This is a genomic window from Pseudomonas sp. SbOxS1 (assembly GCF_013416725.1).
In the GTDB taxonomy this organism is placed as follows: domain Bacteria; phylum Pseudomonadota; class Gammaproteobacteria; order Pseudomonadales; family Pseudomonadaceae; genus Aquipseudomonas.
The window spans coordinates 123,497-144,909 of sequence record NZ_JAAVXC010000007.1 but is presented as its reverse complement, the minus strand read 5'-3'; the positions used below and the strand labels follow the sequence as shown (position 1 = coordinate 144,909).

Sequence of the window (21,413 nt, the reverse complement as noted above, 5' to 3'; positions counted from 1 at the left end):
GCGGCCGCGCTTTCTCATCCCCAGCCAAACAGGAACTTCCATGATGGATACTCGTGATTGTGCGTGCGGGCAAACAGCGGTTCGCGATGAAGCGGCGCGGTGGTTTGTGCGTTTGCAGGAACCCGCCGTCGATGCCGACGCGCAACGCCAATTCGAAAGCTGGCTGAACGAACACCCTCAACACCGCAGCGAATTCCAATTGCTCCAGGGCCTGTGGACAGCCGCCGACCTGGTGCCGGCGGCGCGTCTGCGGGCGTTGTGCGAAGATGCGCCGGCGCGCAGCAAACGGCGACCGATAGTGCGCTATGCGGTGGCCGCCAGTGTGTTGGCGGTAGCAGTCGGGTTGGGGTGGTTCAACACTTTGAAGCAACCGTCGCCTTATACGGCCGAGTTTTCCACAGCCCTGGGCGAGCGTCGCCAGGTAACCTTGCCCGATGGTTCGGTAGTCGACCTTGATAGCCGCAGCCGGATTCAGGTGCGGTTTGAAAAGAATCGTCGTGCCATTGAGCTGAGCGAAGGCGAGGCGATGTTCAGCGTCCAGCATGACAGCAGTCGGCCGTTTGTGGTCGAGGCCGGAAGTGGCAAGGTCACGGTCACCGGTACCCGCTTCGATGTGCGCCGGGGCAGCGCCGAAACCCGGGTCGTGGTGGAGCAGGGCACGGTCACGGTGCAAGGGCGCTCGGCGGCCGAGAATGATTTCGTCAGCCTCACCGCCGGGCTGGGCACCCAGGTCGACGCCGAGGGCAAGGTCGCGGCTGCCTACGCGGTCAACCCCGCTGAACTCACGGCCTGGCGCAACGGCAAGCTGGTGTTCAACAACGCCAGCCTGGCCGATGTTGCCGAGCAGGTCTCGCGTTATCGGGACAAACCGCTCAAGGTCGGCAACGCGGCGGTGGGCAATCTGCGCCTGACCAGCGTGTTCAAGTCCGACAACACCGACGCGTTGCTCAAGGCCTTGCCGAGCATCCTTCCGGTGGCCGTGCGCACGCTCGATGACGGCAGCCAGGAAATAATTTCAAAATAAAATTCAGGTTTTTTTCGAGTTCATCGTCTTCCTGTTCAACTGCAACTGGTTTGCATTAACAAGCGCACACTCTTGCGATCTTCAGGACTACGTTCGACGTGAAAAAAACCACCGCTAAAAACAACAATTCCCCTTGGTTGCCGCTGGCCCTTGCACTGGCGGTCAACCTGGCGCTGCCCCAGGCATTCGCTGCCGATGCGATCCACATCCCGGCGCAACCTTTGGGGCAGGCCCTGAGCCAGTTGGGCCAGCAAACTTCGCTGCAGGTTTTTTTCAGTCCTGAACTGGTGGCCGGCAAGCAGGCCCCCGCGGTGGATGGCAATATTGCGCCGGAAGAGGCGCTGCGCCAGTTGTTGCAAGGCAGCGGCCTGCAATACCAGATCAATGAAGGCTCGGTGACCCTGCTGCCGGCCCCGGCCTCTGCGGAAAACGGCCCGCTGGAGCTGGGCATGACCGACATCAAGGTGGTGGGCGACTGGCTCGGTGATGCCGATGCCGCAGTGGTGCAGAACCACCCCGGCGCCCGAACCGTGATTCGCCGCGAGGCCATGGTCGAGCAAGGCGCGATGAACGTCGGCGACGTCTTGAAGCGCGTGCCGGGTGTGCAAGTGCAAGAGGCCAACGGCACCGGCGGCAGTGATATCTCGCTGAACGTCGGCGTTCGCGGTCTGACCTCGCGCCTGTCGCCACGCTCGACCGTGTTGATCGATGGCGTGCCGGCGGCCTTCGCACCCTATGGCCAGCCACAGCTGTCCATGGCGCCGATTTCCTCCGGCAACCTCGACAGCATCGACGTGGTCCGCGGCGCCGGCTCCGTGCGTTATGGGCCACAGAACGTCGGAGGGGTGATCAACTTCGTGACCCGGGCGATCCCGGAACAGGCGTCGGCTGAAATCGGCAGCACGCTGGAAACCTCCCAGCACGGTGGCTGGAAACACATCGATACGCTGTTCGCCGGCGGCACGGCCGACAACGGCATGGGCGTGGCGCTGTTGTATTCCGGGGTGAACGGCAACGGTTATCGCAAGAGCAACAATGGCAATGACATCGACGACGTGATCCTCAAGACGCACTGGGCGCCGACCGACGTTGACGATTTCAGCCTCAACTTTCACTACTACGACGCCAGCGCCGACATGCCCGGCGGCCTGACCCAGGCCCAGTATGACGCCGACCCGTTCCAGTCCGACCGCGACCACGACAACTTCAGCGGCCGTCGCAAGGACGTGTCATTCAAGTGGATTCGGCAACTCGACGACCGCACCCAGGCCGAAGTGCTGACCTACTACTCCGACAGTTTCCGTGGCAGCAACATCGCCGCTCGCGACCAGAAGACCCTTGGCTCGTTTCCGCGCACCTACTACACCTATGGCATCGAACCGCGTGTGTCCCACGTGTTCGACGTCGGCCAGACGACCCAGGAAGTCAGCGTCGGTTATCGCTACCTGAAAGAAGGCATGCACGAAGAAGCCAGCCGCCTGGCGCTGGTCAACAACGAGCCAGTCGTGCGTCCGGGGTCGGACGGCCATGTGTACCAGGACCGCACCGGTGGTACTGAAGCCCACGCGGCGTACATCGACAACAAAATCGATGTCGGCAACTGGACCGTCACCCCGGGTGTGCGTTTCGAACATATCCAGACCGAGTGGCATGATCGCCCGGTGCTCGACACCGCAGGCAAGCCGGTGCAGGAAAAACGCCGCAGCATCGAGAGTAACGAGCCGCTGCCGGCGCTGAGCGTGATGTATCACATGTCCGATGCCTGGAAACTGTTCGCCAACTACGAAACCTCGTTCGGCTCCCTGCAATATTTCCAGCTCGGCCAGGGGGGCGTGGGTGACGAAACGGCCAACGGCCTGGAGCCGGAAAAAGCCAAGACCTACGAACTCGGCACGCGCTACAACGATGAGGTGTGGGGCGGTGAAGTGACGCTGTTCTACATCGACTTCGATAAAGAGTTGCAATACATCAGCAACGATGCGGGCTGGACCAACCTCGGCGCCACCACGCACCGCGGTATCGAGGCTTCGGTGCACTACGACATGGCGGCGCTGGACCCACGCCTCGCCGGCCTGACCGCGAACGCCGGCTACACCTACACCCGTGCGGTCTATGAAGGTGAGATTCCGGACTTCAAAGGGCGGGACCTGCCGTTCTACTCGCGCCAGGTGGCGACCGCCGGCCTGCGCTACGACATCAATCGCTGGACCTACAACCTGGATGCCTTTGCCCAGTCCAAACAACGCTCCCCGGGCGTGGCCGTGAACGCTGACGGCAGCTTCAGCAACAACTACATCACCGAAGGCACGGCGGATGGGCAGTACGGTGACATTCCGGGCTATGTCACCTGGAACGTGCGCGCCGGCTATGATTTCGGTCCGCAGGTGTCGAACCTGAAGTTGGGAGCCGGGGTGAAAAACATCTTCGACAAGCAGTACTTCACCCGCTCCAGCGACAACAACGCGGGCATGTACGTCGGTACGCCGCGTACGTTCTTCGTGCAGGCCAGCGTCGGGTTCTGATAAACCGATGTGGGTGTAGGAGCCAGGCTTGCCGGCGAACCAAGCGCCACGGTGTATCTGGTAGACCGCGTTATCGTTCTTCGCCGGCAAGTCGGATCGCCGCACCGCTGGCTCCTACAGGCGAACGGGACGCTGCGGTGATTCAGTTGCACCGCGTCACCGTTCTTCGCGGGCAAGTCGGATCGCCGCCCGCACGCTCCTACAATTCAAACCTTCAACACCTTCCCGCCAATCGCCACCGCCAGCAGCAACAGCGCCATCAACCCGAAGGCAAAACTCAAACTGGCGGCATGGGCGACAAATCCGATCACCGCAGGCCCCGCCAGTATCCCCGCGTAACCCAGGGTGGTAATGGCCGGCACGGCGATGCTTTGCGGCATCACCGTCTGCTTGCCCACCGCGGTGTACAGCACCGGCACAATGTTCGAGCACCCGGCGCCCAGCAGCGCATAGCCCACCAGCGCCGCTTCCCAGCTGGGGGCGAAGGTGGCCAGGAACAGGCCGGCCGCAGCCGTCACCCCACCGAAGACAATCACCCGCGTCGCGCCCAGGCGACGCACGATGGAATCACCGGTCAAGCGACCCACCGTCATGGTCAGGGCAAAGGCCGCGTAGCCCAATCCGGCATAGGCCTTGTCGATGCCGCGTTCCTGGGCCAGGAACACCGCGCTCCAGTCCAGGGCGGCACCTTCGGCGAGGAACACGATGAAACACATCCCGCCGATAAACAGCACGATGCCGTGGGGAACAGCGAACGCCGGCCCCGAGCTTTCGCTGCCATAGGACAGCATGTGCGGGGCAGCCTTGAGCAGTGCAACCAGCAGCAACACGATGACCACCAGCATCGCCCCCAGCGGTGCAAGCCCCAGGCCGAGCAGCGCACTGACGCCCGCCGCGCCGACGATCCCGCCCAGGCTGAACAACCCGTGGAACCCAGACATCATGTTTCTGCCGCTGGCACGTTCGACGATCACCGCCTGCAGGTTCACCGTCGAGTCCACGGTGCCGAGGCCCGCGCCGAACATGAACAATGCACCGATCAAGGCCGGAATTGACGATACCGTGGCCAGCAGCGGCAGCGCCGCACAGATCAGCAAGGTGCCAGCGGTGGCTACCTTGCGGCAACCGAAGCGCGTGGCCAGGATGCCAGCTATAGGCATTGCCAGTATCGAACCCACACCGAGGCATAGCAGCAACAAACCCAGGGTGCCTTCATCCAGCCCGGCCCGCACCTTGGCATAGGGCACCAGCGGCGCCCACGCGGCGATGCCGAACCCGGCGATGAAAAAGGCGATGCGCGTGGACATTTGTTCCATGCGCCCTGGCACGAATGAGGTCTGGGTATTGAGGTTGGTCATATCAATCCTTGGAAAAAACGTCGCGTCTGCAAGGGACAGTGAGCTGGCCCCGAGGGTTCGTTCAGCGTCGGCGATCTTGCGCGCCCAACAGGCTGACATCCTTGCACAGCCCGAGCGTGTTTCGCGATATGTTGTGGCAGAACCAGATGTCCAACAGGGAGGGCGCCATGGCGCGGATGTACGATGCACGGGGCAATATCTACAACGTGGTGGCGCCCGAGGCGCTGCGCCAACAGGGTATCGATGTGTCCGATCACGCCGACCGCGCCGCGCAAACCCGCGAGGACTGGGCGTCGGCGGCCATCGAAGCGTGCTGTGCCTGGGCACCTGGCACGCAACCGCCCGGCAGCAAGGAGCATTGCAGTGACGGTTTGCTGGTCGGGCCGTTTCAGTCATCGCCGCCCTTTGATCTGTTGATCGTCAACACCGACGGCACCCTGGCCGAGCGCAGCGGCAACGGTTTGACGATTTTCTCCCAGGCGTTGAGCGATCAGGGACTGTTTCCAAGCGACGAAGCCTGTGTGCTCAGGGTGCATCACGACAAATCCGACACACCCTCGCCGGGGCAGACGTCGGTGAAAGCCGCGCAAGTCGAGGGCGTGCAGGGTTTCTGGCTCGACCTCGGCCAGCCCGGCTTCGGACCGTCGGCAGTCAGTGCCGTTGGCGTTGAAGCCGTGCAGTTGAACGGCTGTGAGCTTAGCCACGTGCGCCAATTGTCGGCACTCAATGGCGCCTGGTCGCGCAGTCAATTTGCCCGGGTCGGCAATCCGCATTGCGTGACATTGGTGGACAGTGCAGAGGCCTTGCCGGGCAATGAGCAGATGAGGGAATCGCCATTGGCCGAGGGGCTGATGCGGATCGCCTACGCGATGCCTGCCGGGGCGGGTAAACCCTGTCCGGCAGGGATTAATCTGCAATGGGCGATGCGTGAGTCCGAGCAGCGAGTGGTTGCGCGAGTATTTGAACGCGGCGAAGGGCCGACGGCGTCCTCAGGGACGAGTGCGTCAGCGGTGGCGTGTGCGGCGTGGCGGGTAGGTTGGGTGAGTGCCGGCGAGGTGAAGGTAACGATGCCCGGTGGCACGGCGCCGATTTTACTGGAAGAAGAACAAGGGGAACTGAGCCGGGTCAGCCTGTTCGGCACGGCTCGATTGGTGGAGTGAATTTGAAATTGCCTTCGCGAGCAGGCTCGCTCCCACAGTGGTTTTGTGTCGTTCACAAAACCTGTAGGAGTGAGCTTGCTCGCGAAGGGGCCAGTCCAGTCACTGCAATTCTCAGATTTGTTCGCTGGAGAACTCCACCACCGGCATCGTCCGCTTCATCAACACCTTGCCGCCGCGCACCGAATACAGCGGCAAGCCCTGGCTGCGGATCACCTCGTAGTCGTTTTCCGCCGAGAGGATCAACAGGTTCGCCGGCCGTCCGGGTTCAAGCCCGTAGCGCTCACCCAATGCCAGGGCCTTGGCGCTGTTGACGGTGACCAGGTCCAGTGCGTTTTGCAGGTTGCGATAACCGAGCATGTGGCAGATATGCAGGCCGGCTTCGAGTACCCGCAGAATGTTGCCATTACCCAGCGGGTACCAGGGGTCGACGATCGAGTCCTGGCCGAAACACACGTTCATGCCGGCTTCCAGCAGTTCGTTGACCCGGGTCACGCCCCGGCGTTTCGGAAAGTTGTCGAAACGGCCTTGCAGGTGAATGCTTTCGGTAGGGCAGGAGACAAAGCTGATTCCGGCGTGCCCAAGCAGGCGAAACAGCTTGGCGCAGTAGGCGTTGTCGTACGAGCCCATGGCCGTGGTATGGCTGGCGGTGACCCGCGAGCCCATGTCGCGGCTGCGGGCTTCTTCGGCCAGCACTTCCAGGAAACGTGATTGCGGGTCGTCGGTTTCATCGCAATGCACGTCCACCAGACAACCGGTGCGCTCGGCCAGGTCCATGAGGAATTTCACCGAGCTGACGCCCTGGTCGCGGGTGTACTCGAAATGCGGAATGCCGCCCACCACATCGGCACCCATGCGGATGGCTTCTTCCATCAGCTCGCGACCATTGCGGTAGGACTCGATGCCTTCCTGGGGGAATGCGACGATCTGCATGTCGACCAGATGCCGGCTTTCTTCGCGCACCTCGAGCATGGCCTTGAGTGCGGTGAGCTGCGGGTCGGTGACGTCGACGTGGGTACGCACGTGCTGGATGCCATGGGCGGCGAGGGCCCTGAGGGTTTTCCTGGCGCGCACCTTGGTGTCTTCTTCGGTGATGGTGACCTTGCGCTCGCCCCAGCATTCGATGCCTTCGAACAGCGTGCCGCTCATGTTCCAGCGCGGCTCGCCAGCGGTCAGGGTGGCATCGAGGTGGATGTGCGGCTCGACGAAGGGCGGCACCACCAGGTTGCCACCGGCGTCCAGATCGTCGGGGCCCAGGGTCGGCGCCTCGGTTTGCCGGGCGATGTTGCTGATCAGGCCGTTTTCAAGGTGCAGCTCATGCAGGCCTTCCTGGTTGCGCAGCCGGGCGTTGATGATGTGCATCAGGCAGATCCTTTCATTGAACCGTTTGGACATTACCTCTACGTTAGCTCGGCAGCGGTAAATGCCGCCAGTGGTGTTTTGTAGATATCGTCTTGAGCCTGATTGCGCGACTGTGGCGGGTAAACGCCCGTAGGACCCAGCGGTGCGGCGACCCGACTTGCTGGCGAAGAACGATGACGCGGTGCAACAGACAAACCGCAGCGCCTGGTTCGCCGGCAAGCCTGGCTCCTACATGCGAAGGCGCCCGAAAGACCAACACAATGCTCAAGGCCACCACACCGTGTAGACGTCCAAATTATTTATTTAGCGACTGGCGTCAAACAGCCATCTTCAGTGGCAAAAAGCGCATCAGCGCAGCGACGATGGCTTCGGGAGCATCCTCCTGCACCAGGTGCCCGGCGTTGGCAACAGGGTGAAACTGCGCCCCAGGAATCATTTGCTGCAAAGCCCGCCCGCGTTCGATGGGAATCCACTGGTCGTCCTCTCCCCAGAGAATCTGCACCGGGCAGCGAATCGTCGGGTACAGCCCCTCGGCCTCGCGGGTGTAGCGTTCGTCCATTTGCGCGATCTGCCGATAGAACGCCGCTTGCCCAGGTTCGCCCAGCCACGGTTGCACGTAAGGTGCGAGTTCGTCGTCCGGGATGTCCCGCTTGATCGCCCCGCGAATATAAGCCGCCACGACGGCCCGCTGGATGTAATCCGGCAGGCCGCTGAACGCGGCTTCGTGCTGGCGTACATGCTGCACGAACGGCGAACCCCAGGGCGTCAGCGCCACCGGATCGATCAGTGTCAGGCTGCGGTAATCCTTGCCGTTGAGCAAATGGCTGCGCAGGGCGGTCGCCCCGCCGAAGTCGTGGGCCACCACGTCCGGGCGATCCAGGCCCCAATGTTCCAGCAACTGGGCCAACAGCTGGTTTTGCACGCCCAGGGAGACGTCGCCATCGACCTTTTCCGATTGCCCGTAGCCCAGCAAGTCGAAATAGTGCACCCGGTGCGTGGTGATGAAGTGCGGCGCAATCCTGTGCCAGACAAAGGAAGAGAAGGGTGTGCCATGCACGAACACCAGCGGCGGTCCATCGCCGCGCACGGCGTAGCGAACGTTATGCCCGTTGAAACGATAGCTTTGAGCCAGTGGCCAGTCAGTCATTGGCGTGTCCTCTTGGCGGATGCGAGGGCCAAAGCATAGGCATAAAAAAACCACCGGTCTCGGTGGTTTTTTTGATCGATTGGCTCACTCGCCGCGATAGATGCACCCGCTGGTGCAGGTCTCGTGAATCCGGATGGCGCTCAATTCCGGCAGCAGCGGCTTGAGTTCAGCCCAGATGAATTTGGCCAGCACTTCGCTGGTCGGATTCTCCAGGCCAGGAATATCGTTCAGGTAGTTGTGGTCCAGACGCTCATACAGCGGCTTGAAGATCGCCTTGATTTCCGAGAAGTCACGAATCCAGCCAGTATGCGGATCGAGGTCGCCACTGAGGTGAATCGCCACTTTGAACGAGTGACCGTGCAGGCGGCCGCACTTGTGGCCATCCGGGACGTGGGGCAGGCGGTGGGCGGATTCGAAGGTAAATTCTTTGAAGATTTCCACAGTGGTTTCAGCTCTGTTCAGGTGGCGATCGCCGCGGCGATGTGGGCAGGAGGCGAGTTTAACAGCTTGTCCTGACTAAAGGGTCAGCAAGCGTTCGGCGAGACGACCGTTGGCCGTCAGTTCGAGAAACTCGTCGCCCAGGCGGCGGCTTTCATCCATCGTCGTGCGCCAGTATTTCTGGCGGCTCGGGGCGTCGCCCATGAAGCGCTTGAAGTCATTACGATCTGGCAATTTGCCATAGGGTAGGCGCGCCAGGTATTCCTTCGATGGCGCCAGCAGCAGCACATCCTGCAAGCGCGCAGGGCAGGCGCGGCGCCACGGCAGGGTCTTGTCGAACCAGCCGGGAATCACCCGGTCGGTGAAGTGCGGATACAGCACGATGTCATTGCCGCTGTAGGGCAGGTCCAGGTGATAGTCCAGCAGGCCGCCATCGCGGAACGTGCCCGCACCAGCGCCGGGCAGGTCGCGCACGCCTTCCATCACCATCGGGATCGAACCCGAGGCCAGCAGGGCCTGGCGCAGATTGGAGGTGTCCAGCGCGACGAAGCGCGACGGGAAGTCGTTCAGCGCGTTGACCGGCGGTGCCAGGCGCGGGTCGTGGATGATCAGCCGTTCGAAGTGCCGGGCCAACCGCGCACGGCCGCGCAGGTTGTCGGCGATCACCGCCGACAAGCCTAATCCCAGGCGGCCGCGATGGTCTTGCGCGAGCAAGCCGTGGCTTTTGACCACCATGATGTTCAAGCGGTAGTGGGGGTTGTCGAGCAGGGCGGCGTCACGGCCATCGAGCAGATCATCGAGCATGCGCCGCGAGCTTTGGCTGATCTGCGCCATGGTCACGCCTTTGGCGAAGTTCTGTTCGGTATAGAGGTGGCCAAGGCGCCGCAGGCCTTCGGCGGCATCCGGCAGGCAGGCGCTGGCGAAGCGCCAGGAGCCCACCGAGGCGCCGATCAACGAGCGCTCCCGCGGCGCCGCTGGCAGCCATTCGCCGAACAGGGCCAGGTCCAACCCCTGGATCCCCAAGGCTTTTGGGCCTCCAGCGGCACCGGGTAGCGTGCCGACATCGGCGGCGCTCAAGCCACGCTCTCGAATGCGTGCCAGGGCCCGGGCGCCGGCCTTGAGGGTCAGGGAGGGGAACTTGATATGGATTGCGGTCATGCCGGTCTCGAATGCGGGCGAACGGGCGGATTATAAGCGTGTGGGTGACGCAATTTCCGTGATGCCGTGCCCGCCTTTGGTAGATGGCCGCTTTAATAGACGGTTTATTGGCGTGAAGTGACCTTGTCCGACGAGGCCACCGTGCCGCTGCCGCAATTGATGTACGAAGAGGATTTCAGCCAGCGCTGGTCCGGATAATAGGAAAACAACAGCTGCCCATCCTTCATCGAGTCAATCAGGCGATGGGCGATGGCCGGCCTGACCGCCGGGCAACCGAGGCTCCTGCCGATCCGGCCGTTGGCACGCGCCAGCACCGGGCTGACATAGGGCGCGCCATGAATGACGATTGCGCGGTCGAAGGCGTTATCGTTGAAGCCGGGTTCCAGGCCTTCCATGCGCAAGGAATAGCCATTCTGGCCGACGTAACTCTGTTGGGTACGGTACAGGCCCAGGCTGGTGGCGAAGCTTTCGTTCTGGTTGGAAAACTGGGTCGCCATGTTTTCGCCGCTGTTGCGACCGTGGGCGACCAGTTCGTGGAACAGTAGCTTGCGTTTTTTCAGGTCAAACACCCACAGGCGTTGTTCGGTCGACGGCAGGGAATAATCGATCACTGCTAGTCTCTGGGCCGGTGCTGCGCCTTGGGCGCGGGTACACTGTGTTGCGCGAACCGCCAGGGCAATGACCTTGGCATTGGCGTTTGGAGCAGCTTTGGCCAGCGCGACTTCGAGCGAATCGGCGTAGGCTGATGGTAGGAAAGCCGACGTCAGCAACAAGGCTGTCAGTGAGCCAAAGCGAAGTAGCGCCATAAAAATGTCTCATCAGGAATATGTCGAGTCTAGCAGCGAGTTGAACGCTAGCCCTTTGATTACAGGCGATTAAGGATTATCCATGGGTCAATTAACAAGGTTATTCGTCATAAGCCGTGTATTTTTTATGGTCTTTCTGATCAGCGGCACTGCTATGGGGGAAACTTCGCCGATCGTGCCGGTATCTCCGGCGCCGGTGAGTGTGCTCGGCGCTGCACCCGATGATGAGTTCGGCCAGGCGATCCAGGCGCAGCTCGAACCCCTGCAATCGGCATTTCCTCCCCTGCTGACCTCGCGCAAGCACCAACGGGTGGATGTCACCCGGGTGGTGCTGGATTTCTATTCGCACCGCAATTTCCGCGCCGCCTGGATGAACGGGCGCGATGTCAGCCAATTGCTCAAGGGCCTGGATGGCACCCAGGCCGATGGCCTGGTGCCTGAGGATTACCGGGCTGGCGAACTGGCCAAGGCGCAACTGGCGTTGCAGGCAACGGCGCCGACACCGGCGCAATGGGCGGCTTTCGATATTGCGGCAACCCGCACCTACGTCACGGCGCTGCTGCATTTGCGCCGGGGCAAGGTCGATCCGGCACGCCTGGATTTTCATTGGAACTTCGATCCCGAGGGCGTCGATCCTCGCGAGGACATGAACACCTTCTTTACCGCCCTGGATGATCACGACGTCGCTCGCGCTTTCGCCCAGGCGCCGCCCCAGGAGGCCGTTTATCGCAGCCTGCGCGAAAGCCTCGCGCAATTGCGCAGGGTTCGTGATGCCGGCGGTTGGCCGAAAGTCGCCGAAGGACAGTCGCTCAAGCCCGGCATGGACAATGCCGCGGTCAGGCAATTGCGCGCGCGCCTGGTGGCGGCCGGATACCTGGACCCGCACAAGTCCAGGCGCACCGATTACGACGACAGTGTCATTGCCGCGGTGAAGAAGTATCAGCTCGAGCAATACCTCGGCGCCGATGGCGTGGCGGGGGCGGGGACCCTGGCGGCACTGAATGTGCCGGTCGAGGCGCGAATCGACCAGGTGCGGGTGAACATGGAGCGGGCGCGGTGGTTGCTCTATAAGCTGCAAGGCACGTTTGTGATCGTCGATATAGCTGGCTACAAGGTCGCCCTGTATCGTGACGGCCAGCCGATCTGGCGTTCCCGGGTGCAGGTCGGTAAGCCGTTTCGCAGCACGCCGGTCTTCCAGTCCGAAATCACCTACATCACGTTCAACCCCACCTGGACCGTTCCGCCGACGATTCTCGTCAAGGATATGCTGCCCAAGATCCAGCAGAATCCGGGCTACCTCGCGGCCAACCGGATTCGCGCCCTGGATCGGGAAGGCAACACGCTCGATCCGTCGACCGTCGACTGGTCCAATGCGCGCGGCATCACACTGCGCCAGGACGCCGGCCCGGACAACTCGCTTGGGCAAGTGGTCATCCGGTTCCCCAACGACTATGCGATCTACCTCCACGACACTCCGCATCGCGAGCTGTTCGCCAAATCCATGCGCGCCACCAGCTCCGGCTGCATCCGGGTGGAGAACCCGCTGCAACTGGTCGAACTGTTGTTCAACGACCCTGTGCGCTGGAACGCGGCGGGTATTCAAAAGCAGCTGGCGAACGGCAAGACCCAAAACATCAAGCTTCCGGTCAAGGTGCCCGTGCTGCTGGCCTATTGGACAGTGGACCTGAATACCGACGGACGGGTGACGTTCAAACCCGACGTTTATGGTTACGATTCCCCGGTGTTGCGACTCTTGAACCAGCCTTCCAAGTTGCCCGCCCTGGAGTTGCAAAGTGCAGAGCCGTCGCTGGTCGTAACAGGTCAAGACAAGTTGTAGTCATGGAGCTTTATCGACAAGCCAGGTCGGGGGGACCCGTTGAAACTATGGAGATGAAAACGGGTCGCAGTTGATCAATCAACAGGGATAGGGACATTGATATGGATGTTGCCGACAAAAAAACGACGCTTATCACGGGGGCTCTCCGGGTGCACGACCTGGACGAGTGCCGCAACATTCAAAAGGGGCCAGTGTTCATCGTGGCGTCGGTGCATCGGCCAAAGACTTTCCGTTGCACACGTATGCCGACGTTCCAATGATCACCATGAATGGTGCCATTTCGAAATTCAAAGGGACGGGTATCACCCCGTTCTTTTATGTCTGCACCGACCAGGGATTTTCAGAACAGCAACCGGAGTTGTTCACCGAGGCCATGCGCATCAGCGAGCGGGTTGCACTGTGGGAAAAACATGTCTGGCACACGTCGCTAAAGCCCCAGGGCAAGTTGTACTTGCTGAGCCGGGCACCCAGGTTGTTGTGGCGTGATTTTTTCAGGACTGACAAAGACCTTGTCCGGGTCCGCAAGCTAGGCAGGGGGCGGAGTAAAACCCTGGGTTTCAGCAAGAACCTTAAACGTGGTTTTTTTGACGCCCGTACCGTGGCCTACCTGGCTTTGCAGCTTGCCTACCACCTGGGATTCAACCGGGTGTTTCTGGTGGGCGTCGACCTGGACCCGGCAGTGGGGCGTTTCTATGAAGTGCCCGGCAGATTCGTTTCTCCCTGTGTGCTCGATGAGCATTTTCATACGCGAATCCTGCCGTCGTTCGAGATCCTGTCCAAGCAGGTCGTGAACGAGGATTTTCAGGTCTACAACCTGTCCGATGTCTCGAAAATTCCACCTCGATTGATCCCCCGGATGACCCAGGCAGAACTCGACAGGTTGCTCTGACGGATTGTTCGTCTGCACGGCATTCATCATTTCGAATCACTCTCGTGGTGCGAAAGCGTTCGTGGCTATGCCAAAGTACCGGCTTTTCACCGACCCATTGTCGGTCGATGATATTGGCGGTCAAGCCAGCCCGCGGGAGCGTGCCGATGAACAGACTTTGCGCCGTGGTCGCGCTGATCGTGTTGACGTTCGCCAGCGCGGGCCCGAGCAGCGCGCGGGATTCAGCAAGCGCCAGGCCGCAATCGGTGGCGGGGGTATTCGACTACTACCTGCTGGCGCTGTCCTGGTCACCCACCTACTGCCTGTCCCATCGAGACGATGCGCAATGTTCCGGCAAAGGCTATGGCTTTGTGCTTCACGGCCTTTGGCCGCAATACACCCAGGGTGGTTGGCCGAAGTCCTGTGCGCCGAGGGTCAAGCTCTCGGCAGAGGAGCGGGCGAAGGGCTTGATGCTGTACCCGTCGCAGAAGCTGCTTGAGCACGAATGGGCCAAGCACGGCACGTGCAGCGGCCTCGGCGCCATCGGTTATCTGGAGGCTTCCGACAAGGCCTTGGGTGCGGTCAGGATTCCCGAACAACTGCAACCGTTGAGCAGCACCCATTATTTTTCAGCCCGGGATATTGCGCAGATGTTCCGCCAAAGCAATCCGGGGATGGCGGCGGATGGCATTGTGGTGATCTGCAACGGGCCGCAGTTGTCCGAGGTTCGGGTCTGCATGGACAAGGACCTGGCCTTTGCCTCTTGCGGCAAAGGCGTGAAGACACAGTGCCGTGCCGGGGATATCCGGGTTCCGCCTTTGCGGTGATCAACCTAGCGCCAGTCCTGCCTGTACCACCGACAGCAGATTGTTTTCGGTCAGCGCCACCGCATCCGGTCGCCTTGCGGCTTGCTCGATCGTCTGTAGCCACCAATGTGTTGCGCCGTGTTCGTCCACGGTACGTAACAGGGCCAGTTCGTTGTCACTGGCGTGAATTTCGACACGTCCCTCGCCATCCGCCGTGAAGCGCTCAACAGGGTCGAACGTGATGCTGTGGTGATTGCCGGTGATCACCAGTTGGTCGATGGCATAGTCGAACGTATCACCCAGCGGGTGGCTCTCGAACACGTGAGTGGGGTTGCGCCGCAGAACCAGGCCAGCCCCGGTCAAGGGCTGCAACCAGGTCTCGATCCGGTGATACAGCTCATTAACCTGGTCCGGCCAGCTGTCGATCGCCTGATCGATCAGGCTGGTAGGCCGGGTCTGTTTCAGTTTTGCGGCCAACTCGTCTGCCTTGCTCATTTCGTTTCCCTGTCGTGGTGTAACACTCATCGTAGCTCCTTGAGAGTGATGCGGCTGTTGTCCTGCGTCATGCCCCTGACGATTTCCAGAAACGGGGTAATCATTTGGCATTTGCTGCCCTTTTCTCGAGGGTAACACCGTAAACTTGGCGCACAAAATCAGGAGGCGTGGGGTGTCGCTCGTGCCTTGTCCTTTCAGGGAGCGCTTTTTGCCAACACGCCTTGATGACCTGTACCACGCCCAGGGCGTTGCCTTGAAACGCATACCGCTGCGCAAGGCAGCGGTGGTGTTTATCGGCGCGGTGTGCCTGTGCCTTTGCGGCTTGCTTTATTTGCAACTGGAACAATCCCGGCGCCATGACTTGAGCCAGGCCCAGGTCGCTTCGTCGAACCTGACGCGGGCCATGGCACAACAGGCCGAAGACACCTTCATGCAGGCCGATCTGGTGCTGACCAGCCTGGTGGACTGGATTCAGGCCGACGGATCCGGCCCGGCCCAGCGTCCGCGTTTGCAGAAAACGTTCGCCCGGCGAGTGCAGGCGCTGGAGCAAATGCACGGCATCCTGTTGTTCGACCAAAAGGGCCAGTGGGTCGTCACCTCGTTTGAAGCACTGCCGCGCGGGAACGGCGTGGCGGACCGCGAATACTTCAAGTTTCACCAGCAGAATGTCTCAACCGTCGCGCACATCGGCCCGGCCATCCGTAGTCGGGAAAATGGCGAATGGATCATTCCGATCTCCAGGCGGGTCAATGACAGGAATGGCCAGTTCCAGGGGGTGCTGCTGGCCGGGATCAAGATGTCGTACTTCGAGCGGTTCTTCAAAAGCTTCAGCATCGACGACAACGGCGCGATGTTCCTGGCGTTGACAGACGGCACCTTGCTGGCCCGTCGGCCCTATGTGCAGGCGCAGATCGGTACGTCATTGGCCAACGGGGAAATCTTTCAGAACCTGCTGCCCCGGGCAACTTCCGGCAACGCGATGTTCGCTTCCGAGATGGACTCGATTATCCGCCTGCATGGCTATCGGCAGTTGGAGGCCTACCCGCTGGTGGTCTCGGCGGCATCTTCCCGGGACTCGATCCTGGCGGGCTGGTACGACACGGCGTTGCGCTCCAGCGCCATTGTCGTGCTGGTCATGCTGGGCATCGGATTGATCGGCTGGGTGTTCATTCGCCAGGTGCGTGTCGGTGAACAGGTCGAGGCGGATTTGCGCCAGGCTCAGCAAGCGCTGGAGCTGATTGCCACCCACGACAGCCTGACCGGCCTGGCCAATCGCCGGTTGTTCGAGCGGGCCCTCGACATCGAATTCGGGCGCGGCGCCCGGCAGCACAGCCCGCTGAGCCTGATCATGCTCGATATCGATTTCTTCAAGCGCTACAACGACACCTACGGTCATGTGGTGGGCGATCACTGCCTGGCCGAAGTGGCGCGTGCCGTGAAAAGTTGTTGCCATCGCAAGGCCGATCTGGCGGTGCGCTACGGTGGCGAAGAGTTTGCGGTGTTGCTGCCCGACACCGATATCCAGGGCGCCATGACCCTTGCCGAGCAGATTCGCCGTGCCGTCATGGGCAAGAACATCAGCCATACGGGTTCGCCCAGCGGGTACGTGACCGTCAGCCTCGGTTGTTATTCGTTCGTGCCGACGGGGCGCGACAGCATGGAAGTGTTCATCCAGCGCGCGGATGCGGCGCTGTACCAGGCCAAGCATTCGGGCAGGAACCGTTCGGCGACGTTGTCGATGGAGGGCGTGGCCGAGGCGCTGATGCGATCGGATCGCTGATGCCGCTGCGCGACTGCCGGTAGCCGATTGTCTGCCTGTCAGAACTTGTTCATTTGATCGTCTAGAGTTCCGATAGCTCTGCCGGCCCCGGCAGATCTCCCCATCGCACGGACGGTCGCTACTATGTCGATAACCCAAGCTTTGACCTCCATTGCCCTTATCGTTGTGTCCAGCGCGGTGTTTCCGCTGGTCAGTCAGGCGCAATCGAAAATCACCGCCGAAGAAGCGCACGCCATCGGCGTGGATGCCTACGTTTATTTTTACCCGCTGTTGACCATGGACATCACCCGCAAGCAATTTACCAACATCGAACCGGGCAAGGAGTTCGGCAAAGGCCCGATGAACATGTTCGTGAGTGTGCCTGAGTACCCGCCCGCGAGTTTCAAAGGGGTGGTGCGGTCCAATTTCGACACCTTGTATTCCATCGCCTGGCTTGACCTGACCAAGGAACCGCTGGTCATCGCCGCGCCGGACACCGCAGGACGCTTCTACTTGCTGCCGATGCTCGACATGTGGAGTGACGTATTCGCTTCGCCGGGCTGGCGCACCACGGGAACCGACGCCGCACAGTTCCTGGTGACGCCACCGGGCTGGACCGGCACCGTGCCTGCGGGGTTGAACCATCTGCCGGCACCGACGCCCTTTGTCTGGGTGATCGGGCGCACCAAGACCGATGGCGCGGCGGACTACGCGGCGGTGCACAAGATCCAGGCCGGCTACACGGTGACGCCGTTGTCCCGGCTGGGCAAGGGCGCAGAGCCGGTCGCGATCAAGATCGACCCGGCCGTGGACATGACCACCCCACCGAAAATCCAGGTCGACACGATGTCGGCGGCCGACTACTTCGCCTATGCCGCCGAACTGCTCAAGGTGCATCCGGCCCACGGCACCGACCAGCCGCTACTGGCGCAGATCAAGCGCATCGGCATCGAGCCGGGCAAGTCGTTCAGCATGGATGCCCTGGACCCTGAAATAAGAGCGGCGCTGGAGACTGCGCCCAAGGACGCGCAAGCACTGATGACGTGGAAGGTGCCGACCCTTGCACGCGTGGTCAATGGCTGGTCGATGAACACCGACACCATGGGCGTCTACGGCAACTATTACCTCAAGCGCGCGATCGTGGCGCAGGTGGGGCTCGGCGCCAACTTGCCCGAAGACGCGATTTATCCGTTGAATATCGGCGATGCAGACGGCAAACCCCTCGACGGCGCGCACAAGTACGTACTGCATTTCCCCAAGGATGAGGCGCCTCCGGTGAACGCCTTCTGGTCGATCACGCTCTACGACCCCGAAGGTTTCCAGGTGGGGAACGGGCTCAACCGCTTTGCGGTCAGCAGCTGGATGCCGTTCAAGAGCAACGCCGACGGTTCGCTGGACATCTACTTCCAGAATGAAAGCCCCGGCAAGGACTTGGAGGCCAATTGGCTACCGGCGCCCAAGGGCCCATTCAACCTGACCATGCGCTTGTACGGTCCGAAGGCCGAGGCGTTGAACGGCAAGTGGAATCCGCCAGCGGTCAAGCAGATGTAGGCGCGGGCAATCCAGGCAGCCGGCGATTGGACGTCGTCGGCTGAACTGCCGGCAGTGTTCAGGTGGTTGCAGGTAATCTTTTCCAATACAAACGTTCGAGCGTACGCAAACGCTGCATTTTATGATCTGCGGCTCACAGGGATCGTTTGTTGCGGGTGTGATTCTGACGCGTGTGACAGGGATATTTTCATTTAAAGGATTAAGCAGTATGAGTCGTATGCAGTTTTACATAGCCAAGACAAAGACAGATCGCAACAGCGCAAATATTCTCGCTGTTTTTGCCTGTGGGAGAGACGAACCCCAATGGTGTTGGGTGCCCGTGGGGTTTGTGGTGCAGTTGATCAATCAGGGGGTGCCGTTCAACACACTGTTGAAGAGAAGTGACAATGATTATGTGAAGGGAGCCAGGGTCGAAGTGCATGACGAGGTTTTTTTACGAACAGTCGCCAATAACACCCCCGGCGATAGCCTGGACAATTTGCCGACAATCGTCGAATGAGTTTAATGCACTGATGTTGCAAGCAGCCGACGATGGACCATCATCGGCTGCCCTTACGCGTTCAGCTGCCCGTCCCGCCGCCAGCCCCGCCGGTCCCGCCGCCGGCTGCCCCGGTGCCACCTCCGGCACCCGAACCGCTGTTACTGCCCGCGCTTCCACTTGAAGAACCGGTTGCACCACCGTCACCGGCGTTGCCGCCCGAGGGCGAGCTCGGCGTGTTGTCCGGTGGCATGACAGGGCCGCTGGTTGCGCCGGATTTAGTGCTCGTCGTATCAGCATCATCGCCGGACGCAGCGAAGGTAGCCAGGGAGGCCGTGCACAGCAATCCAGCGAGAAACAGTGAAGCGATTCTGGTGTTCATCATGGTCCGTCTCCAAAAGATGAGTCGTTACCTGAAATTGGTGTGAAGGGCAGGGCGGTTGGTGCCAGCTGGATGACGAGTGGCAGGCTACGCTGGACCGAACACCTGGCAGGCCATGCGGTCACAGCCATGAGGCCGAGCCAAACGGGACGGTGGTCATGAAAAAGCTGCGAATCGCGACGTTCAACGTCAACGGCATGCGCGCCCGCCTGCCGAATCTGTTGGCCTGGCTTGAGCGTGAGCAGCCGGACATCGCCTGCCTTCAGGAACTCAAGTCGGTCGACAGTGCGTTTCCCGCCGCGCAGCTTGAGGCCATCGGCTACGGCGCGATCTGGCAGGGGCAAGCGTCGTGGAACGGGGTGGCGATCCTGGCGCGGGATGCGCAGCCGCTGGAAAGCCGCCGAGGCCTGCCGGGCGATGCCGACGATAGTCACAGCCGGTATCTGGAAGCGGCCGTACACGGGATTGTGGTGGGGTGCCTGTACTTACCCAACGGCAACCCGCAACCGGGGCCGAAGTTCGATTACAAACTGGCCTGGTTCGAGCGCCTGATACGCTACGCGCAGACGCTACAGGGCAGTGAGCATCCGGTGGTGCTGGCGGGGGACTACAATGTGGTTCCCACCGACCTCGATATCTACAACCCACGTTCCTGGCTCAAGGATGCCTTGCTGCAACCCGAGAGCCGCGAGTGTTATCAGCGCCTGCTGGATCAGGGCTGGACCGATGCCGTGCGTCATCTGTATCCGCACGAGCGGGTCTACACCTTCTGGGACTATTTTCGCCAGCACTGGCAGAAGAACTCCGGGTTACGCATCGATCACCTGTTGCTCAACCCGGCCTTGAGTCCTTACCTGGAGGAGGCCGGTGTCGATGCCTGGGTGCGCAACGAACCCCATGCCAGCGACCATGCGCCCACCTGGATTCAATTGGGCTCGCGCAAGCGCCGTTGATTTTTCTTGCCGGCCGATTGGCTAAATCAATTGTCGGCCGTGCCCCTTCATCCCTTATACATAGCGTCCACAGCTTGCGTGCATAAGGATCAAGCGATGAGCGAGCCACGTCTGAAAAACCCTGCTGCCTACCTGCAACGCCTGGGATTCGAAGCGCCCCCCGCGCCGACGCTTGAAACCCTGCGCCTGCTTCAATTGCGTCACACCGGTGCCTTTGCGTTTGAAAACCTCACCACGCTGGCGGGCGAGCCGGTGCGCATCGACTTGGCGTCGATCGAGCAAAAGGTCCTGCAGGATAGGCGCGGCGGTTACTGCTACGAACTCAACTATCTGTTTCTGACCTTGCTCCAGGCGCTCGGCTTCGACGCGCGGGGCATTAGCGGGCGCGTGGTCATGGGCCAGCCGGAAGGCGCCTGGACCGCGCGTACTCACCGCCTGAGCCTGGTGACCCTCGATGGCGTGCGCTACATCACCGACGTCGGTTTCGGCGGCATGGTGCCCACCGCACCGCTGTTGCTCGACAGCCTCGATGAGCAATTGACACCCCATGAGCCGTATCGCATCGAGCAGCACGCCGACGGCTACACCCTTCGCGCCAAGGTCGCGAATGAGTGGCGCCCAATGTACATCTTCGACCTGCAGCGCCAGGAGGACATCGATTACACGGTCGGCAACTGGTACGTCTCGACCCACCCCGAATCATCGTTCGTTAAACAGCTGATGGTGGCCCGAACCGGGGAAGGGTGGCGACGTACCCTCAACAACGGCAGCTTTGCCATTCATCACATGGGGCAGGACAGTGAACGCCGGCAAGTGGCCGATGTAGAGGCGTTGATCGGCGTCCTGGAGAGCGAGTTCGATATTCGGGTGCCCACGCATCCGACGTTGATGCGCACACTTGAGCGATTGATAGCGCCGCAATAGGCGGTTCATCGTGCACACAATAAAAGTGCGGATTGGATCGGCCTGCCCCTTTTCCGTGCCTGATTACGGCTGGGCTTCGGGCTCCATCACCCGCTGAATTTCGCTGAGGGCTTGCGCGAGCTTTTTTTCCAGGCTTTTCAACTCAGAGGCGGTGATCCCCTTTTTCAGGTGCCTGGCCGTACTGCTCTCGGCTTTGTCATGCTCGGTCAGCAACGCCCGACGCAGCGTGTTGTTGATCGCGGTCTGGTAACCGTAGCCCTCGCTCTCTGCGAGCGCGCGTGCCGCCTCGATGACGACGTCATCGAGCATGATGGTGATGCGGGTCTTGCCTTTGCCGGGGGCAATTGCCCCGCGCCTGGCATGGCTGAAGTCGTACTCGTCTTTCATG

The 21,413-nt window shown here is 61.3% G+C and carries 19 protein-coding genes and 1 pseudogene; 11 read left to right on the top strand and 9 right to left on the bottom strand.

Features of this window, described 5'->3' with window-relative positions:
* Positions 1 to 40 precede the first annotated feature (40 nt).
* Positions 41 to 1,024 carry a FecR family protein gene (locus HFK74_RS11205; protein WP_180203548.1) on the top strand — a complete coding sequence of 328 codons (984 nt, stop codon included), beginning with the start codon at positions 41 to 43 and terminating at the stop codon, positions 1,022 to 1,024.
* Between the two features lie 98 nt (positions 1,025 to 1,122).
* A complete protein-coding gene (locus HFK74_RS11200) occupies positions 1,123 to 3,546 on the top strand; it encodes a TonB-dependent receptor (RefSeq protein ID WP_180203547.1) in 2,424 nt (807 codons plus the stop codon).
* Between the two features lie 206 nt (positions 3,547 to 3,752).
* On the opposite strand, the gene HFK74_RS11195 is transcribed toward HFK74_RS11200, so the two are convergent.
* A complete protein-coding gene (locus HFK74_RS11195; protein ID WP_180203546.1) occupies positions 3,753 to 4,904 on the bottom strand; it encodes an MFS transporter in 1,152 nt (383 codons plus the stop codon).
* Positions 4,905 to 5,071: 167 nt separating this feature from the next.
* On the opposite strand from HFK74_RS11195, the gene HFK74_RS11190 reads away from it, so the two are divergent.
* Complete coding sequence (locus tag HFK74_RS11190; RefSeq protein ID WP_180203545.1) at positions 5,072 to 6,064, top strand: diaminopimelate epimerase; 993 nt, start codon at positions 5,072 to 5,074, stop codon at positions 6,062 to 6,064.
* A 111-nt stretch (positions 6,065 to 6,175) separates the two neighbouring features.
* Here the strand turns inward: HFK74_RS11190 and codA are convergent, their stop codons facing one another.
* The 5 genes from codA to HFK74_RS11165 all read right to left on the bottom strand — a co-directional run bounded on the left by codA (position 6,176) and on the right by HFK74_RS11165 (position 10,972).
* Positions 6,176 to 7,423: a cytosine deaminase gene (gene codA, locus HFK74_RS11185; RefSeq protein ID WP_180203544.1), complete on the bottom strand. Its 1,248-nt coding sequence runs from the start codon at positions 7,421 to 7,423 to the stop codon at positions 6,176 to 6,178.
* A 316-nt stretch (positions 7,424 to 7,739) separates the two neighbouring features.
* Positions 7,740 to 8,570 (bottom strand): alpha/beta fold hydrolase, encoded by an 831-nt coding sequence (locus HFK74_RS11180; protein WP_180203543.1) that lies wholly within the window; start codon positions 8,568 to 8,570, stop codon positions 7,740 to 7,742.
* Positions 8,571 to 8,654: 84 nt separating this feature from the next.
* The gene (gene queD, locus HFK74_RS11175) at positions 8,655 to 9,011 is read right to left on the bottom strand and encodes a 6-carboxytetrahydropterin synthase QueD (RefSeq protein WP_008056290.1); all 357 of its coding nucleotides are present in this window, start codon (positions 9,009 to 9,011) and stop codon (positions 8,655 to 8,657) included.
* A gap of 75 nt (positions 9,012 to 9,086) precedes the next feature.
* Positions 9,087 to 10,166 (bottom strand): patatin-like phospholipase family protein, encoded by a 1,080-nt coding sequence (locus HFK74_RS11170; RefSeq protein ID WP_180203542.1) that lies wholly within the window; start codon positions 10,164 to 10,166, stop codon positions 9,087 to 9,089.
* Between the two features lie 104 nt (positions 10,167 to 10,270).
* On the bottom strand, positions 10,271 to 10,972 hold the full coding sequence (locus HFK74_RS11165) for a murein L,D-transpeptidase catalytic domain family protein (protein ID WP_180203541.1): 702 nt from the start codon (positions 10,970 to 10,972) through the stop codon (positions 10,271 to 10,273).
* 82 nt (positions 10,973 to 11,054) lie between these two features.
* On the opposite strand from HFK74_RS11165, the gene HFK74_RS11160 reads away from it, so the two are divergent.
* From HFK74_RS11160 to HFK74_RS11150, 3 genes and pseudogenes are all read left to right on the top strand, one after another.
* Positions 11,055 to 12,809 carry a murein L,D-transpeptidase gene (locus HFK74_RS11160; protein WP_180203540.1) on the top strand — a complete coding sequence of 585 codons (1,755 nt, stop codon included), beginning with the start codon at positions 11,055 to 11,057 and terminating at the stop codon, positions 12,807 to 12,809.
* A 101-nt stretch (positions 12,810 to 12,910) separates the two neighbouring features.
* A pseudogene (locus HFK74_RS11155) lies at positions 12,911 to 13,698 on the top strand (lipopolysaccharide biosynthesis protein).
* A 146-nt stretch (positions 13,699 to 13,844) separates the two neighbouring features.
* A complete protein-coding gene (locus HFK74_RS11150; protein WP_180203539.1) occupies positions 13,845 to 14,504 on the top strand; it encodes a ribonuclease T2 in 660 nt (219 codons plus the stop codon).
* Here HFK74_RS11150 and HFK74_RS11145 read toward each other — a convergent pair whose 3' ends face one another.
* On the bottom strand, positions 14,505 to 14,978 hold the full coding sequence (locus tag HFK74_RS11145; RefSeq protein WP_180203538.1) for a hypothetical protein: 474 nt from the start codon (positions 14,976 to 14,978) through the stop codon (positions 14,505 to 14,507).
* A 208-nt stretch (positions 14,979 to 15,186) separates the two neighbouring features.
* On the opposite strand from HFK74_RS11145, the gene HFK74_RS11140 reads away from it, so the two are divergent.
* The 3 genes from HFK74_RS11140 (at position 15,187) to HFK74_RS11130 (ending at position 18,787) form a co-directional block, all read left to right on the top strand.
* Entirely contained in the window at positions 15,187 to 16,758 is a 1,572-nt protein-coding gene (locus HFK74_RS11140; RefSeq protein WP_180203537.1) for a GGDEF domain-containing protein, read from the top strand.
* A gap of 123 nt (positions 16,759 to 16,881) precedes the next feature.
* Positions 16,882 to 18,288 (top strand): DUF1254 domain-containing protein, encoded by a 1,407-nt coding sequence (locus tag HFK74_RS11135; protein ID WP_180203536.1) that lies wholly within the window; start codon positions 16,882 to 16,884, stop codon positions 18,286 to 18,288.
* 208 nt (positions 18,289 to 18,496) lie between these two features.
* Positions 18,497 to 18,787, top strand: a complete 291-nt coding sequence (locus HFK74_RS11130) for a hypothetical protein (RefSeq protein WP_180203535.1) — start codon at positions 18,497 to 18,499, stop codon at positions 18,785 to 18,787.
* A 61-nt stretch (positions 18,788 to 18,848) separates the two neighbouring features.
* Here the strand turns inward: HFK74_RS11130 and HFK74_RS11125 are convergent, their stop codons facing one another.
* A complete protein-coding gene (locus HFK74_RS11125; protein ID WP_180203534.1) occupies positions 18,849 to 19,151 on the bottom strand; it encodes a hypothetical protein in 303 nt (100 codons plus the stop codon).
* 155 nt (positions 19,152 to 19,306) lie between these two features.
* On the opposite strand from HFK74_RS11125, the gene HFK74_RS11120 reads away from it, so the two are divergent.
* Both HFK74_RS11120 and HFK74_RS11115 read left to right on the top strand, forming a co-directional pair.
* On the top strand, positions 19,307 to 20,101 hold the full coding sequence (locus tag HFK74_RS11120) for an exodeoxyribonuclease III (protein ID WP_180203533.1): 795 nt from the start codon (positions 19,307 to 19,309) through the stop codon (positions 20,099 to 20,101).
* A gap of 96 nt (positions 20,102 to 20,197) precedes the next feature.
* Positions 20,198 to 21,025, top strand: a complete 828-nt coding sequence (locus HFK74_RS11115) for an arylamine N-acetyltransferase (protein WP_180203532.1) — start codon at positions 20,198 to 20,200, stop codon at positions 21,023 to 21,025.
* Positions 21,026 to 21,088: 63 nt separating this feature from the next.
* Here the strand turns inward: HFK74_RS11115 and HFK74_RS11110 are convergent, their stop codons facing one another.
* Entirely contained in the window at positions 21,089 to 21,412 is a 324-nt protein-coding gene (locus tag HFK74_RS11110; protein WP_180203531.1) for a BrnA antitoxin family protein, read from the bottom strand.
* Position 21,413: the final 1 nt, after the last annotated feature.